The 15,076-nt window shown below is 64.7% G+C and carries 14 protein-coding genes; 5 read left to right on the plus strand and 9 right to left on the minus strand.

Annotation, left to right across the window (positions count from 1 at the left end):
- Positions 1-56 precede the first annotated feature (56 nt).
- The 5 genes from HYH08_RS15490 to HYH08_RS15510 form a co-directional block, all read right to left on the minus strand.
- Positions 57-935, minus strand: a complete 879-nt coding sequence (locus tag HYH08_RS15490) for an SDR family oxidoreductase (RefSeq protein WP_220010685.1) — start codon at positions 933-935, stop codon at positions 57-59.
- Between the two features lie 171 nt (positions 936-1,106).
- Positions 1,107-1,967 (minus strand): MaoC family dehydratase, encoded by an 861-nt coding sequence (locus HYH08_RS15495; RefSeq protein ID WP_220010686.1) that lies wholly within the window; start codon positions 1,965-1,967, stop codon positions 1,107-1,109.
- 92 nt (positions 1,968-2,059) lie between these two features.
- Positions 2,060-2,449: a Zn-ribbon domain-containing OB-fold protein gene (locus HYH08_RS15500; RefSeq protein ID WP_220010687.1), complete on the minus strand. Its 390-nt coding sequence runs from the start codon at positions 2,447-2,449 to the stop codon at positions 2,060-2,062.
- Positions 2,449-3,606 (minus strand): thiolase family protein, encoded by a 1,158-nt coding sequence (locus tag HYH08_RS15505; RefSeq protein WP_220010688.1) that lies wholly within the window; start codon positions 3,604-3,606, stop codon positions 2,449-2,451. Before HYH08_RS15505 ends, HYH08_RS15500 begins: the two co-directional genes overlap by 1 nt.
- Positions 3,607-4,547: 941 nt before the next feature.
- Positions 4,548-8,039 (minus strand): indolepyruvate ferredoxin oxidoreductase family protein, encoded by a 3,492-nt coding sequence (locus HYH08_RS15510; RefSeq protein WP_220010689.1) that lies wholly within the window; start codon positions 8,037-8,039, stop codon positions 4,548-4,550.
- A gap of 283 nt (positions 8,040-8,322) precedes the next feature.
- Here HYH08_RS15510 and HYH08_RS15515 point away from each other — a divergent pair, with 283 nt between their 5' ends.
- Positions 8,323-9,540 carry a c-type cytochrome gene (locus HYH08_RS15515; protein ID WP_220010690.1) on the plus strand — a complete coding sequence of 406 codons (1,218 nt, stop codon included), beginning with the start codon at positions 8,323-8,325 and terminating at the stop codon, positions 9,538-9,540.
- Between the two features lie 134 nt (positions 9,541-9,674).
- Here HYH08_RS15515 and HYH08_RS15520 read toward each other — a convergent pair whose 3' ends face one another.
- The gene (locus HYH08_RS15520) at positions 9,675-10,319 is read right to left on the minus strand and encodes a trimeric intracellular cation channel family protein (RefSeq protein ID WP_220010691.1); all 645 of its coding nucleotides are present in this window, start codon (positions 10,317-10,319) and stop codon (positions 9,675-9,677) included.
- Between the two features lie 177 nt (positions 10,320-10,496).
- On the opposite strand from HYH08_RS15520, the gene HYH08_RS15525 reads away from it, so the two are divergent.
- Complete coding sequence (locus HYH08_RS15525) at positions 10,497-10,892, plus strand: hypothetical protein (RefSeq protein WP_220010692.1); 396 nt, start codon at positions 10,497-10,499, stop codon at positions 10,890-10,892.
- Between the two features lie 178 nt (positions 10,893-11,070).
- Here HYH08_RS15525 and HYH08_RS15530 read toward each other — a convergent pair whose 3' ends face one another.
- Genes HYH08_RS15530 through HYH08_RS15540 form a run of 3 tightly spaced genes read right to left on the minus strand, consistent with a single transcriptional unit; the run spans position 11,071 to position 12,615 of the window.
- Positions 11,071-11,880 (minus strand): isocitrate lyase/PEP mutase family protein, encoded by an 810-nt coding sequence (locus HYH08_RS15530; RefSeq protein WP_220010693.1) that lies wholly within the window; start codon positions 11,878-11,880, stop codon positions 11,071-11,073.
- Between the two features lie 51 nt (positions 11,881-11,931).
- The gene (locus HYH08_RS15535) at positions 11,932-12,282 is read right to left on the minus strand and encodes an antibiotic biosynthesis monooxygenase family protein (RefSeq protein WP_220010694.1); all 351 of its coding nucleotides are present in this window, start codon (positions 12,280-12,282) and stop codon (positions 11,932-11,934) included.
- Positions 12,283-12,306: 24 nt separating this feature from the next.
- Positions 12,307-12,615, minus strand: coding sequence for an NIPSNAP family protein (locus HYH08_RS15540; RefSeq protein ID WP_220010695.1), 309 nt, complete (start codon positions 12,613-12,615; stop codon positions 12,307-12,309).
- A gap of 147 nt (positions 12,616-12,762) precedes the next feature.
- On the opposite strand from HYH08_RS15540, the gene HYH08_RS15545 reads away from it, so the two are divergent.
- The 3 genes from HYH08_RS15545 (at position 12,763) to HYH08_RS15555 (ending at position 15,073) form a co-directional block, all read left to right on the plus strand.
- Complete coding sequence (locus tag HYH08_RS15545) at positions 12,763-13,461, plus strand: winged helix-turn-helix domain-containing protein (protein ID WP_220010696.1); 699 nt, start codon at positions 12,763-12,765, stop codon at positions 13,459-13,461.
- A gap of 156 nt (positions 13,462-13,617) precedes the next feature.
- Positions 13,618-14,625: an alpha/beta fold hydrolase gene (locus tag HYH08_RS15550; protein ID WP_220010697.1), complete on the plus strand. Its 1,008-nt coding sequence runs from the start codon at positions 13,618-13,620 to the stop codon at positions 14,623-14,625.
- A 205-nt stretch (positions 14,626-14,830) separates the two neighbouring features.
- Positions 14,831-15,073: a GCG_CRPN prefix-to-repeats domain-containing protein gene (locus HYH08_RS15555; RefSeq protein ID WP_220010698.1), complete on the plus strand. Its 243-nt coding sequence runs from the start codon at positions 14,831-14,833 to the stop codon at positions 15,071-15,073.
- Positions 15,074-15,076 lie beyond the last annotated feature (3 nt).

A 15,076-nucleotide genomic window follows, 5' to 3' on the forward strand; every position in this document is an offset into this window, starting at 1 on the left:
CGTGCTGTACCATGGATCCCGGGTTCACGCTTCGCGTGCCCCGGGATGACGGCAAGCTAAAACCGCCGCGCCCCCATCTTGATCTGCTCCTCGGAGAAAAAGATCTCCTTGGCGTGATCGACGATGTCCTGGGCGTTCCAGCCCGAGTGCGGCGGTTTCCAGCCTTCCATTTCCATCATCCGCATTTCGCGCACGCCGCGGGGCCCGGACACGCCCAGCACCTTGCCGGTCTGGTCGCCCGACAAGTCGCTGACCATGTATAGCACGGCCGGCGCGATGCCGTCCGGGCCCAGAGCCGCGCCGGGGTTCTCCTTATAGCGGGGCAGGTCTGCGGTCATGCGGGTCAGGGCGCCCGGGGCCAGCGTCCAGATCCGGATGTTGTATTTCCGGCCCTCGATCGCCAGCACGTTGGACAGGCCCCAGATGCCGCCCTTGGCAGCTCCATAGTTGGTCTGGCCGAAATTGCCGATCAAGCCCGATGTCGAGGAGGTGTTGACGATGACCCCGCCGCCGTTTTCCCGCATCCAGCGAAACACCGGCAAGGTGCAACAAAAGGTGCCCTTCAGGTGCACCTTGATGACCTTGTCCCAATCAGCCTCCGAGGCCTTGTGAAAGGTCTGGTCGCGCAAAATGCCGGCATTGTTGACAAGGATGTCGGCGCGGCCGAAATGCTTGATGGCGTCGTCGAACACCGACTGGCCGCCTTCCATGGTGGAGATATCGGCCCCATTGGCGACCGCCTTGCCGCCCTCGGCCTTGATCGCGTCCACCACCATTTGCGCCATCGACGTGTCGGCGCCGGAGCCGTCGCGAGGCCCGCCGAGATCGTTGACGACGACCGCCGCCCCTTCCCGCGCGAACAGTTTCGCGTAGGCCTCGCCGAGCCCGCCGCCCGCGCCGGTGATCAGCGCGACTTTGCCGTCGAGTAGTCCCATGGTGGCTTCTCCCTGGTTGTTTTTGTTCTCTCTTGTCCCGGACGCGATGCAGCGTGAAACGCTGCGTCGCAGAGCCGGGACCCAGTTCTTGCTTTGCCTGGGCTCTCTGGGCCCCGGCTCTGCAGCGCACCGCTAAGGAGCGCTGCGCTGCGTCCGGGGCACGAGAGCGCCCTAACCCAGCACCGTCTTGCCGTTCTTGATCACCGTCACCCCGCGCGACTTCACCTTGGCTTCGAACGAGATCGTGTTGCCGTCCTTCCAGAGGTCCATGGTCACGGTCTCGCCGGGATAGACCGGGGACGAGAATCGCGCGACGTGCTGGCGAAAGGCGGACACGTCGTAGTCGGCGTAGGTCTGGAGCACGCCGCGGCAGGTGATGCCGTAGGTGCACATGCCGTGCAGGATCGGGCGCGGGAAGCCGGCTTTCTTCGCAAACTCGGGATCGCTGTGCAGCGGGTTGCGGTCGCCGCAGAGGCGGTAGACCAGCGCCTGGTCGGGGCGCGTGGTGATGTCGATGGTCCTGTCGGGCGAACGCGAGGGGATCTTGTGCGGATCGGGCTGGGTCAGGCTCGGCCCGCCAAAGCCGCCATCGCCGCGGGCGAAGCGCGAGGCGACGAGCGTTGCGAGCTTCTCACCCTTCTCGTTCTTCAGCACGGTCTGGTGTACGATGACGACGCCCTTGTCCTTGCCTTTGTCGTAGACCTCGAGCACGGACGAATCGGCAGTGATGTTGGCGGCGACCGGCAACGGCTGATGGAAGGTGATGTCGCGCTCGCCGTCGACGACCATGACGCGGTTGAGGTTCATCTCGCCGGGCCCCGCGCCCCACGCCGCGACGGATGCGAAGGTCGGCACCACCTTCAGCGGCCGCGGCGTGAACGTGCCCTCGTTGACGAAGGCGAGCTCGTTCTCGTCCATGGGATCGGCGCCGAGGCCAATGCCGTAGGCGTAGAGCATGACCTCGCGATCAGTGTAGGCGTATTTCTGGCCGAGGTTTTTGAGGGCTTTGAGTTCTTCGTATCTGGCGGACATTTTTGTTTCCTCCCGGCATTCGTCTCAGCGAGCAGCGGCGCCTATCGTGCCACCCTCTCCCACAAGGGGAGAGGGTTACATCTCGCTTCGCCTCAGGCCACCGTGAAGAACGGCAGCGGCGCCCCATCCGTCGGCTTGAACACCACTTTCACCTTCTGGCCAATCTTCAGCTTCTCTAGATCGCAGTCGACGAAATTGGTCTGCACCGACGGCCCCTCCTTCAGCGTGACGTAGCCGATCGCGTAGGGACCGGTCGGCGACTTCCGCATCAGGCTGTAGGTGTAGATCGTGCCCTCGCCTGACGCCTCCTCCCACACCGTCTTGTCGGAGTAGCAGAACGGGCAGATCGAGCGCGGGAAGTAGTGCGCTTCGCCGCAGGCGGTGCAGCGCTTGATCATGAACTTGCCCTCTTTCGCGGCGTCCCAGAACGCCGCGGTCTCGGGATTGGTCACCGGGGCCGGGTACTTCTTCACTTCACTCATCACACGCGCTCCAGAATGGCGGTCGAGGCGGCGTGGCGAACACCCAAGAGGCCGCCGGTGCCGTGGGCGATGGCGAGATCGCAATTCTTGACCTGCACCTTCGGATGCGCCTCGCCGCGCAGCTGGCGCACGGCCTCGAGGATCTTGGTCATGCCGCCGCGGTTGACCGGATGGTTGCTGCAGAGGCCGCCGCCATCGGTATTGAACGGCAGCTTGCCGACGCCCGAGATCAGATTGCCGTCGGCGACGAACTTGCCGCCCTCGCCCTTCTTGCAGAAGCCGAGGTCCTCGAGCTGCATCAAGACGGTGATGGTGAAGCTGTCATAGATCGAGGCGTATTTGATGTCCTGCGGCGTGATGCCGGCCTCCTCGAAGGCACGCGGGCCCGACCAGATGCCGGCCGAGTATGTGAGATCGAGATCCTTGCCGCCGCGCGGGCCCTTCATCGCCTCGCCATGGCCGATCAGCCTGACCAGCGGCTTCTTCAGGCTCTTCGCGATCTCAGGCGTCGTCACGATCAGCGCGCCGCCACCGTCGGAGACGACGCAGCAATCCATGCGGTGCAGCGGATCGGAGATCATCGGCGAGTTCAGCACGTCCTCGACGGTGACGACGTCCTTGAGCATCGCATGCGGATTGTATTGCGCGTGATGCGAAGCCGCGACCTTGATCCAGGCGAGTTGCTCGCTGGTGGTGCCATAGTCGTGCATGTGGCGCATGGCACACATGCCATAGGCATTGTGGGTGGTGGCGCCGTATGCGGATTCGAAATCGGCTTCCGCGCCGGCCGCGCGCGGCGGCATCGCGCCGGTGCGCGGCTTGCCGGCGAGCGTGATCAGCGCGATCGAACACTTGCCCGCCGCGATCGCTTCCGCGGCATGGCCGAGATGGATGATGTAGGAACAGCCGCCGGTCTCGGTGGAATCGACGTGGCGGAGCTTCTTGGTGTTGAGGCCGAGATAATCGACCATCGGCCAGGCGCCGCCGGGCGCATCGCCTGCGCAGAAATAGCCGTCGACATCGTCCTTGCTGATCCCGGCATCCTCGATCGCCCCCTTGGCGACCTCGGCGTGCAGCTGGGCGGTGGATTTGTCCGGCGCATGCCGGGTCGGGTGCTCGTAGATCCCGGCAATGTAGGCCTTGCCCTTGATGGTCAAAACAGAGGTCTCCGCTCGCGTTTCTTATGGCCCCGTTTTTCTGAACCGCAGATGCCCGGTTGGCAAGCGCGGAAATATTCCGTCGGGCGAGAGGGCGATGGGTTGACGCAAGTGGGGCGATGCTCTCGTGTCCCGGACGCGCTGCAGCGTGCAACGCTGCTGCGCAGAGCCCTAGGCCACCGCATGCTCGTTGCGAGATGGGCCCCGGCTCAGCAGCGCTCCGCTAAGAGGCGCTGCGCTGCGTCCGGGGCACGAGACCTTACCTCGCAGACGCAGCTTCGCATTCTCGCGGCGCATTTTGCCCGAGCTTTGCGTCCGTCTTGCCCCCTCAAAACAGAGGGCGCAGGGAAGACCGAGTGCCGGCTTGGCACCCGCGATCCACTGTGCGGGAATTGCGCTACAAATAGCTGCACAGCGGCATACAGGTGCGGCCAAACATCCGGCCTTCCCTGCGCAGTGGCCTTACGGCTTATGTCGCGCTCTCCCCGGGGAGCGTTGCACTATTGCCCCCGTCGCCCTGCGAGTGACCGCAGGACTTGACGCCAGCCTGCGGGCGTCAGGACCACACGATTTTGCCGTACGCAAGACCACGCCCGTCGTGCACGAGACAATCGCCCCGCGCGACGCAGCCCGCGTCCACCGCCGCTCACCCCGCGTTTCGTGACGATCGCGATACGCCCCTCTGAGAGGGATGAGGTGACAGATGGATACGACAATTCCGAATTTCGGTAAAGTGGAATATTTTTGCGAGTGCCGATTGACCCACCGCATGGGTGTTTTGCCCGACAGGCAACGCAACGGATGGTGCCGTAGGGTGGGCAAAGCGATTTGTCCGCCATAGCTCGAAGAGCGACGTCGGAAGCGTGCCCACGTCTTCTTCGTCATCATTGGCAAGTCGTGGGCACGGCGCGCTGCGCCTTTGCCCACCCTATGAGAGCGCCCTACTCCGCTGCGATCTGCCTCGGTGCTGGTGGCGGGTTAGCGAGGTCCGCGGCGAGCTGGGCGTAGCGGACCTTGGCGTCGGCCACCGCCTTCTCCTTCACCGGGCCGTAGCCGCGGATGCGGTCGGGGAGCGAGAGCAGTTCGACCGCGGTGTCGATGGTCACCGGCGACAACAGGCCGAGCACGGTGGCGACGTCCTTCTCGTAGCCAATGATCAGGTCGCGCTCGAGCTTGCGGTCCGCGCTGCGACCAAAAATGTCGAGCGCCGTGCCGCGCAGGAACTTGAACTTCGCCAGCACGCGGAACGCGGAGAGCATCCAGGGTCCGAAGGCGCGCTTCTTCGGGCGGCCGAGAGCGTCGAGACCGCCACCGAGGATCGGCGGTGCCAGATTGAAGTTGAACTTGAAGTCGCCCTCGAACTGGTCGCGGAGCTGCTTTTCGAAGGCGCCGTCGCTGAACAGCCGCGCGACTTCGTACTCGTCCTTGTAGGCGAGCAGTTTTGCGTAGTTGATCGCGACCGCACGCGGCAGCGCCTCGCCGTAGCCGCCCTGCTTGGCGGCATCGCGAACCTGATCGACCAGCTTGCGATAACGTTTTGCCAACCGGCCGTTCTGGTAGGCGGTCAGATGCTTGGCGCGGTGCTCGATGATTTCGTCGAGCGTCATGGCCTCCAGCGTCTTGGGCGCGACCGCCTCATCCGTTCCCTTCAGCATCTCGGCGAGGCGCTGGGGATCGGCGACTGCGAGACGGCCAAGGCGGAAAGCTTCCTTGTTCATCTTGATCGAGACGCCGTTGACCTCGATCGCCTGCTCGATCGCTTCCGCCGACAGCGGGAACAGCCCCTTCTGATAGGCATAGCCCATCATCATCATGTTGGTGGCGATGCTGTCGCCGAGCAGCTGCTCGGCCGGCTTGGTGAAGTCGAAGAACACGGAGTCCTTGTGCAGCGCCGTCTCCAGCACCGCGTTGAGCTTGCGGGTCTGGAAGTTGAAGTCGCGGTTGAGGACGAAGTCGGCGGTCGGAATGACGTGGCTGTTGATGATGCCGCGGGTGCGGCTGGTGTCGCACAGCGAGATGGTGTCCTTGGCGACCGCGACCACCTCGTCGGCGGCCAGCACGACGTCGGCGGTGCCGGTGACGATGCGCGAGCAGGTCACCTCGGCCGGATGGTCCGATAGCCGCACGTGGCTGAGCACAGCGCCGCCCTTCTGTGCGAGGCCGGACATGTCGAGGATCATCGAGGCCTTGCCCTCGATATGGGCGGCCATGCCGAGCAGCGCGCCGATGGTGAGCACGCCGGTGCCGCCGACACCGCCGACCGCGATGTTGTAGGGTTTTTCAAGTGTCGGCCGCGATGCCGGCTCGGGGATCGCACCGATATCGCCGAGATCGGCCGGTGCACGGTGACGCGGCTTGCCGCCGTCCACCGTGACGAAGGACGGGCAGAAGCCCTTCAAGCAGGAATAGTCCTTGTTGCAGGCCGACTGGTTGATCGCGCGCTTGCGGCCGAACTCGGTCTCCAGCGGCTCGACCGAGATGCAGTTCGACTGCACCGAGCAGTCGCCGCAGCCTTCGCAGACGGCCGGGTTGATCATGACGCGGCGCGCCGGATCCTCCATCAGGCCGCGCTTGCGGCGGCGGCGCTTTTCGGCGGCGCAGGTCTGGACGAAGACGATGGCCGACGTGCCCTTGTACTCCCTGCACATCTTCATGACGTCCTGCAGATCGTCACGATGGTGCAGCTTCACGCCGGGCGCGATGGTGCTGGCCGGATAGGAGTCCGGGTTCTCCGAGACCAGATAGATCTCGCGGATGCCTTCGGCGTGGAGCTGGAAGGTGATCTGCTGCGGCGAGAGATCGCCGTCGTGGCGCTGACCGCCGGTCATGGCGACCGCGTCGTTGTAGAGGATCTTGTAGGTGATGTTGGTCTTGGAGGCGACCGCCTGGCGGATGGCGAGAAGGCCCGAGTGGAAATAGGTGCCGTCACCGAGATTGGCGAAGATGTGGTTCTCGTTGGTGAAGGGCGCGATGCCGACCCACGGCACACCCTCGCCGCCCATATGCGTGAAGGTTTCGGTGGAGCGGTCCATCCACAGCGCCATGAAGTGACAGCCGATGCCTGCCATGGCGCGGCTGCCTTCGGGGACCTTTGTCGAGGTGTTGTGGGGGCAGCCGGAGCAGAAATAGGGGGTGCGGGAAACAGGCGCCGTGGGGATCATCTGGGACGCCTGCCGGCCGTTGAACCAGTCGGCCTTGGCGCGGAGCATCTCGGCGATCTCGGGGTTGAGATCGAGCTTGAGAAGTCGCTCGGTGAGCGAAGTCGCAAGCGAGGCGACGCTGAGCTCGGCGGCGAAGGTCAGGAAACGCTTGTCATGCTCGTCCATCTTGCCGACGATGCGCGGGCGCACGTCGTCGCGCCAGTTGAACAGCACCTGCTTGACCTGATTCTCGACGATCTCGCGACGCTCCTCGACGATGAAGATCTCTTCGAGGCCGACGGCGAATTCATGCACGCCTTCCGGCTCCAGCGGCCAGGGCATGCCGATCTTGTAGAGGCGAAGGCCGATCTTGGCGGCGACCTCTTCGGTGACGCCGAGCTCGCGTAGCGCCTGGCGGACGTCCTCATAGCTCTTGCCCGAGGCCATGATGCCGAAGCGCGCGTTCGGCGAATCCATGGTGACGCGGTTGACCTTGTTGGCACGCGCAAAGGCGATCGCGGCAAAGCCCTTGTAGTCCTGCAGCCGCCGGTCCTGCTCGAAACGGTCGTCGGGCCAGCGCAGATTGAGCCCGCCGGGCGGCAGCTCGAAATCCGGGGGGATAATGAAGGGCTTCATCTCGTCGCTGAGGTCGATCTCGGCGGTGGTCTCCACCGTCTCGGTGATCACCTTCATGCCGACCCAGCAGCCGGAGTAGCGTGACATCGCGATGCCGAGCAGGCCCATCTCGATCATCTCGTGGATGCTCGAGGGATAGAGATAGGGCATCAGCGCCGACATGAAGGCGTGGTCGGACTGATGCGGCACGGTGGAAGACTTGGCGCCGTGGTCGTCGCCGGCAAGGCACAGCACGCCGCCGTTCTTGGCCGAGCCGGCGGCATTGCCGTGGCGAAAGACGTCGCCGCAGCGGTCGACGCCGGGGCCCTTGCCGTACCAGATGCCGACGACGCCATCGTATTTGGCGCCGGGCGAGAGGTTGAGCTGCTGCGAACCCCAGACCGCGGTCGCCGCGAGGTCCTCGTTCACGCCGGGCTGGAACTTGATGTTGTACTGCTCGAGATGTTTTCGCGCGGCGAACAGCTGCTGGTCATAGCCGCCGAGCGGCGAGCCGCGATAGCCGGAGATGAAGCCTGCGGTGTTCAGCCCCGCGGCGCGGTCGCGGCGAATCTGGGCCATGGGCAGGCGAACCAGCGCCTGGATGCCGGTCGTGAAAATATGGCCGGTGCTTTGCGTGTATTTTTGATCGAGACTGATCGGACCCTGGTTGATGCCCATTCTTGTCCTCTTCCGCCTTTTTAAGCGCCTGGCTGCTTAAGCCGTTGCCTGCCCATTGTTTTTAGCTAGGGCGCGCCGACCACCTGCGCCACTCTATGTCGGATGTTTCACGCTCCGCATCACAAATCTGGACCAAAGCCGGCGCCGGGTAAAAATCGCAATTTCGTGGCCTGTTGCACACCGGGTATTTTCAATTTGTGTCACCATACCCCCGCTGTCGCGCAATGAATGGACGTCATCTCCCATGCGGGACGGCGTCGATGGGTCGCAGGAAAGGCTTTCGATGCGGACGATTCTGGCCGGTCTCGCGTTGTGCAGTGCGATTGCGAGCACGGCTACAAGTCTAGCCCTCGCCGCCGAGCCCTCGCCGGAGCTGATCGCCTACGGCAAGACCCTGGTCGAGGCCGGCGACTGCGCGGGCTGCCACACCGCCGACCCGGCGAAGCCCTTTGCCGGCGGCAAGCGCATCGACACGCCGTTCGGCGCGATCTATGCGCCCAACCTGACGCCCGACCGCGACACGGGGATCGGCGCCTGGACGGATGCCGATTTCACCCGTGCATTGCGCACCGGCATTGCGCCCGACGGCTCGAACTATTACCCGGCCTTCCCCTACCCTTACTTCACGAAGATGACCAAGGACGATACGCTGGCGATCCGGGCCTATCTCGGCACGCTCGCGCCGGTCGTGAGCCGCAACAAGCCGCCCGAGCTGCGCTGGCCGTTCGGTTATCGCCGCCTGATGCGGGTCTGGAACGCCTTGTTCTTCAAACCCGGCCTGTTCGAGCCGGACCAGAGCCAGAGCGCGGCGTGGAACAGGGGCGGCTATCTCGTCACCGGGCTTGGCCATTGCGGCGCCTGCCATACGCCGAAGAACTATTTTGGCGCCGATAAAACCGCGCAGGCGTTCTCGGGCGGCGAGGTCGGCGGCTGGTATGCGCCGCGGCTCGACGGCGCCGCACGCACCGGGCTGAAATCATGGAGCGTCGAGGACATCACTGAATATCTGCAGAGCGGGCGCAACGCCAAGAGCCATGCCGGCGGGCTGATGGCGGAGGTGGTCGTCAACTCGACGGCGAAGATGAGCGATGCCGATGTGCGTGCGATCGCGATCTATTTGAAGAGCCTGCCGCCGTCGCGGCGCGAGACGATCGTGACGCCGCCTGACGAGGCCGAGATGAAGGCCGGCCAGGCCGTCTATGCGAAGCTTTGCATCGCCTGCCATGAGGCCGACGGCTCGGGCGCGCCGCGGATCTATCCGCCATTGCCGGGCAATGCGCTGCTGCAATCGGTCAACCCGTCCTCGACCTTGCGCATCATCCTCGACGGCGCCCACACCGTGACGACGCCGCGCGCGCCGAACACAGGCGAGATGCCGGGCTATGCCAAGCAACTCTCCGACGACGAGATCGCGGCGGTGAGCAACTACATCCGCAATTCCTGGGGCAATGCGGCGCCGCTGGTGACAGCGGCGCAGGTGGCGAAGGCGCGCGGGCAGTAAACATAGTGGTCGTCATGCCCGGGCTTGTCCCGGGCATCCACGTTCGTCGGGCCGCGCGAAAGGTCGTGGATGGCCGGGACAAGCCCGGCCATGACGCCGTGGAGAGAGCGCAGGCTCCAAACTCCGACGGAGCCCTACTTCTCCTCGTCGCCGGTGAACACGAATTTCGGCATCTCCCATTTGTAGCGCACCGCCAGCAGGCGGAAGCCGAGGCCGAGCACGAAGGTCAGGACGGTCCAGAGCTCGGCGTTGAGATTGAGGCCGAAGGCCGTTGCATAAAATAGCCCGGTCACGACCGAGACGCTGGCGTAGAGCTCGGAACGAAACAGCAGCGGCACGTCATTGCAGAGCACGTCGCGCAGCACGCCGCCGGCGCAGCCCGTCACCATGCCCGAGACGATCACGATCGGCAGCGATGCATCCATCTGCCAGGCGACGTCGCAGCCGATCATGGTGAAGACGACGAGGCCGATGGCATCCAGCACGATAAAGGCGAGGTGCAGCCGGTGCACGAGCCCCGCGATCACGATCGTCAGCAGTGCCGCGCCGCCCGGCAGCGCGAGATAGATCGGGTTCGCGACCCAGACCAGCGGATAGTGTCCGAGAAACAGGTCGCGCAATGTGCCGCCGCCAAGCGCGGTGATGCAGGCGAGAAGGCACACGCCGACATAGTCCATGCTGCGCCGCCCGGCGGCCAGTGCCGCCGTCATGCCCTCCGCCGTGAGGGCAACGTAGGCGAGATAGTGCAGCACCGTGTCGGTCGGCGGCAGGCTCCACATCAGCTGATTCCCCGGCTTGTTCCCTTGTCGCGGCCATGGAACTCACGTCCAGCTCCGGAACGAACAGGTTCCCGATTCCCTCCGCCGGAGCAACATGCGACGAAAGCACTGGAGCGGGCGGAACAGAATCTCGCAGCTGAGGGTTGTCTCCCTGCAATCAACGAGGAGACCCAATCGATGGCTGACGAGCGTTTTCCCAACGATCCGTATCGCCCGAACCTCAGCGACGACGAGTATCTGCGCATGGCACGTCGCCAGGATGCGAATCTCCAGGCCGACCCTGAGCTCGGCGAAGGCCCCGCCTCCAGCGGCAAGGTCGCGCTGTTCGCCGTGGCCGTCGCCCTGGTGCTGGGCGCCGTATTCTATGGCCTGAACAACTCCAGCACCGGCAACCAGGCCAGCAACGCGCCGGCAACGCAGACCGCCCAGCAGGCGCCTGCGACCAATCCGGCGGCACCTCCCGGTATGCGTGACGTGACGCCGCGCAACAACACCGAGCCGGGCATGACCACGGGCGCCGCGCCGAGCAAGCCGGCACCCGACATGCAGACGCCGTCTGACGGCGCCAAGTAACCCGCACGAGCTAGCAGTCACAGTGTAGCTGTCATCGCCCGCGCAGGCGGGCGATCCAGTACTCCGAGGCGGTCATGATTGATCGAGAGGCTGCGGTGTACTGGATTCCCCGCCTTCGCGGGGAATGACACCGAGAGGATGAGAGAGCGGCGGGACACAACATCCCGCCGCTCTTCGTTTAACTGAACATCTTGTTGAGCTCGCCGCCGGAATAGCCGTTGCCGAGCTCGGTGAACGTCCCTTTCTCCGCCATCTCCTGTGCCGCGCGCATGAACCCGCCCCAGGCGGCGCGGGCGAGCGAGCCGCCGACGCTGATGCGGCGCACGCCGAGATCTTCGGCTTCCTTCAATGACAGTCCGGAGCCGCCGATCAACAGGTTGAACGGCTTTGGTGCGACGGCCTTCACCACCGCAGAGATGTCCTCGCGCGTTTTGAGGCCCGGCGCATAGAGACAGTCGGCGCCGGCATCGGCGTAGGCGGTGAGCCGGTCGATGACGAGCTTGAGGTCGGTGACGCCCCATAAGTAAGCTTCGCAGCGGCCAACCAGCAGCGTGTTGCTGTCGCCGATCGCCTTGCGCGAGGCCTTGATGCGCTCGACCGCGAGCGCACGCTCATAGATCGGGTTGTTCTTGTCGCCGGTGGAATCCTCGATCGAGAGGCCGGCGACGCCGGTGCGCACGCAGCGCTCGACATTGTCGGCGACCTTGTCGGGCTCAACTGCGAAGCCGCCCTCGAAATCGGCGTTGACGGGGATCTCGACGGCCGAGCTCAATGCTGCCAGATGCTGACATACGTCCTCGACGGTGACGTGGTTGTCGGCCTTGCCGATGGTCCAGGCAAAGCCGGCGCTCGACGAGGCCAGCGCCTTGAAACCGAGATGCTGCAAGGCTTTCGCGCCCCCGACGTCGACCGGATTGGGCAGGATGAAGCAGCCGCTCTCGTGCATCGTCTTGAACGCCGCGCGCTTGTCAGCGGTTGTCACATGCATGTTTCTCTCCCTTGTTGGCCGCGCAGACATAGGCAGATGCGGCCGCCGGCGCTAGTGCACGTCGTGCACCGCGCGGCTGTCCTTCGGCGCCTGCTCGCGATCGGTCATGCTGTAGTCCCTGACGACGCTGGCGATGCGCAAATGATAATCGGCGAAGATCTTGGCCCTGCCCTTGGCCTGGGTGCGGCGATGCTCCATGGTGTTGCGCCAGGCCTGGACGGCGGCCTCGTCGCGCCAGAACGACACCGACAGGATCTTGCCTTTCTCGGTCAGGCTTTCGAACCGCTCGACCGAGATGAAGCCGTCGATGGTCTGCAGGATCGGCTTCAGCTCGGCCGCGAGATCGAAATAGTCCTGGCGATGTTCCGGCTTGGGCCAGACTTCGAAAATCACGGCGATCATGGACGTCTCCTTCACGTTGGTGGCTTACAATACCACCTTGCGCAAAAACGTGCGCTCTTCGGCGAGGATGAATTTGTTTTCCTCGGCAAAGTTGAAGTTCGCCATGCCCTCCGCATCCTGCCGCAGCCGCCCGCGATAGGCTTCGTAGGCAGCGAGGCTCTCGAAGCTGATCAGCGCGAAGGCGATGTTGTTGGTACCCTCGTGCGGCATGAAATAGCCGATCAGGTCGCCGCCGCATTTCGGAATGATGGTGAGCCAGCGCTTCGAGTAGTCCTCGAACTGCGCGCGCTTGAAGGGATCGAGTTGGTAGCGGATGAAGACGGTGACGGACATGATGGGACTCCCGATTCTCCTTGCGAGACGCACGAGCGACACCGTCGCCGCGGAAGCACTGGATTGCTTCGCTTCGCTCGCAATGACGTGTTTGCAGCAGCACGCTACACCCTTGCCCGACCACAATGCTTCGGCTACCATCGAAGCATGAAATCAGGTCCTGATATCGCCATGGTCGCCTCGCTGGTCGGCGATCCCGCCCGCGCCAACATGCTCACGGCGCTGATGAACGGCCGCGCGCTCACTGCGAGCGAGCTGGCGCAGGAAGCCGGCATCACGCCGCAGACCGCGAGCTCGCATCTTTCCAAGCTCGAGGCTGGCGGGCTGGTCGAGCCGGAGAAGCAAGGCCGCCATCGCTACTACCGCCTCACCGACGACGACGTCGCCGGCGTGCTCGAGGGACTTGCCGGCCTTGCCGCCCGCACCGGCCACATGCGCGTACGCACCGGGCCGAAGGATCCGGCGCTGCGGCGCGCGCGGATCTGCTATGACCATCTCGCCGGCGATCTCGGCGTGCAGATGCTCGACACCATGCGCGAGCGCAATCTTGTCCGGCAGAAGAAGCAGGACATCGAGCTGACGAGCGAAGGCGAGCGCTTCCTCGCAAAGCACTTGCAGATCTCGGCCGAGATGCTGGCCCATCCGCGCCGACCGGTGTGCAAGGCCTGCCTCGACTGGAGCGAGCGGCGCCATCACCTTGCCGGCACCCTGGGCGCAGCCATGATGCAGCGATTTGCCGAGCTGAAATGGGCCGCGCGCGACGCCACACCGGGCAGCCGCGTGGTGAACTTCACCCGCACCGGCGAGAGGCAGTTTGCGGCGCTGTTCGGGAACGGGAAGGACTGACCGCGCCAGTGGCGTGACGGCACAAATTCGCGTGTGATCGGGCGATATCGTCATGGCCGGGCTTGACCCGGCCATCCACGTCTTTATTGCGGCAGGCACGTGGATGCCCGGGACAAGCCCGGGCATGACGAAAACTGCATCCTCCAGAGTTTTCTTATGAACCGCCTCCTGTCCGCCGCGCTTGCGGCCGCCCTCCTCGCTTCTCCACTCACCGCCCGCGCCGCGGAGACCGCCCCGCGCGAGCCCTATGGCATCGCGCTCGAAGGCTTTGCCTATCCCTATCCCGTGCATCTGCTTCCTGTCGTGAACGACGGCGAGCAGCTCGGGATGGCCTATATGGACGTCGCGCCTGCGCAGCCGAACGGCCGCACCGTGGTGCTGCTGCACGGGCGCAATTTTCCGTCGAGCTATTGGGCGCCCGTCATCAAGATGCTGAGCGAAGCCGGCTTCCGCGTCGTCGTGCCGGACCAGATCGGCTTCGGCAAATCGTCCAAGCCGAAAGGCGAGCTGCATTTCGACAATCTGGCGCGCAACACCATTGCGCTGCTCGACCACCTCAAGATCGACAAGGCCGAGGTCGTCGCGCATTCACTCGGCGGCATGCTGGGCGTGCGCATCTCCCGCGCCTATCCGGACCGCGTCGCCCACCTCGTTCTGACGGCGCCGATCGGCCTCGAAGATTACCGCCTCTACGTGCCGCCGACGCCGACCGAGAAGATCATCGAGAGCGAGGACAAGCTCACCGCCGACGGTTATCGCAAGCAGCTTCAGACCAATTACGCGATCAAGCTGCCGCCGGAAGCCATCACGCCGTTCATCGACGCCCGCTTCAACATCAAAAACAGCCCCGATTATCCGCGCTGGCTGCGCGCCTTCGTCTCGTCCGGCCAGATGATCTATCGCGAGCCGGTCGCGCACGAGATCGCGCTGATCACGGAGCCGACGCTGTTCATCATGGGCGCCGACGACCACAACGCACCGGGCCGGCCCCTCGCGCCGGAGGCGCTGCGCGCCAAGATGGGGCAGAACGCCGAGCTGGCGAAGCAGCTCGCCGCGAAGATGCCGAATGCGCGGGCCGAGGTGATCCCCGACACCGGGCATCTCGTCTTCCTGGAAGCGCCGGAGAAATACAAGGAGCTGGTGCTGGGCTTTCTCGGTCGCTAGCGACGCTGACGTGTCGCTTCAGGCAGGATGTGGGCAGCGTTCACGCCGCATTCAGGTCATGATTGGCAGATTTGGATCGTGACGTGTCGACATGTCGCAAAATTTAACATGTCGAATCGTGTCTTTTGATTCATTGTGCGCCGCAAGGCGCTGCCCCCAGGATCCTGCCCAAGAATCTGCCCCCAAGGACGAGAAGGAAGATCAAATGAAGTACCTGTTCGCCGCTGTCATGCTCGCCAGCGCGGTCGTCGGTTTCAGCGAAGCGGCCAGCGCCGCCGGCGGCTGCGGCCCCGGCTGGTATCGCGGCCCCTATGGCGGCTGCCGTCCGATGGCCGGTCGTCCGCCGGTCGTCGTGGTGGCGCCGGCTCCTGCGCCTGTCGTCGTGGTGCGTCCGCGCGTGTGCCCCTATGGCTTCCGTTGGTGGGGTGGCCGCTGCCGCCCGATCTGATCT

The organism is Bradyrhizobium sp. BR 10289 (assembly GCF_019455385.1).
Taxonomy (GTDB): domain Bacteria; phylum Pseudomonadota; class Alphaproteobacteria; order Rhizobiales; family Xanthobacteraceae; genus Bradyrhizobium.

Coding starts and splice junctions, on each gene's coding strand:
- HYH08_RS15520 (WP_220010691.1), bottom strand. CDS start 10,319: ATGTGGAGCCTGCCGCCGACCGACACGGTGCTGCACTATCTCGCCTAC.
- HYH08_RS15535 (WP_220010694.1), bottom strand. CDS start 12,282: ATGATCGCCGTGATTTTCGAAGTCTGGCCCAAGCCGGAACATCGCCAG.
- HYH08_RS15540 (WP_220010695.1), bottom strand. CDS start 12,615: ATGTCCGTCACCGTCTTCATCCGCTACCAACTCGATCCCTTCAAGCGC.
- HYH08_RS15490 (WP_220010685.1), bottom strand. CDS start 935: ATGGGACTACTCGACGGCAAAGTCGCGCTGATCACCGGCGCGGGCGGC.
- HYH08_RS15515 (WP_220010690.1), top strand. CDS start 8,323: ATGCGGACGATTCTGGCCGGTCTCGCGTTGTGCAGTGCGATTGCGAGC.
- HYH08_RS15550 (WP_220010697.1), top strand. CDS start 13,618: ATGAACCGCCTCCTGTCCGCCGCGCTTGCGGCCGCCCTCCTCGCTTCT.
- HYH08_RS15525 (WP_220010692.1), top strand. CDS start 10,497: ATGGCTGACGAGCGTTTTCCCAACGATCCGTATCGCCCGAACCTCAGC.
- HYH08_RS15510 (WP_220010689.1), bottom strand. CDS start 8,039: ATGGGCATCAACCAGGGTCCGATCAGTCTCGATCAAAAATACACGCAA.
- HYH08_RS15530 (WP_220010693.1), bottom strand. CDS start 11,880: ATGCATGTGACAACCGCTGACAAGCGCGCGGCGTTCAAGACGATGCAC.
- HYH08_RS15500 (WP_220010687.1), bottom strand. CDS start 2,449: ATGAGTGAAGTGAAGAAGTACCCGGCCCCGGTGACCAATCCCGAGACC.
- HYH08_RS15495 (WP_220010686.1), bottom strand. CDS start 1,967: ATGTCCGCCAGATACGAAGAACTCAAAGCCCTCAAAAACCTCGGCCAG.
- HYH08_RS15545 (WP_220010696.1), top strand. CDS start 12,763: ATGAAATCAGGTCCTGATATCGCCATGGTCGCCTCGCTGGTCGGCGAT.
- HYH08_RS15555 (WP_220010698.1), top strand. CDS start 14,831: ATGAAGTACCTGTTCGCCGCTGTCATGCTCGCCAGCGCGGTCGTCGGT.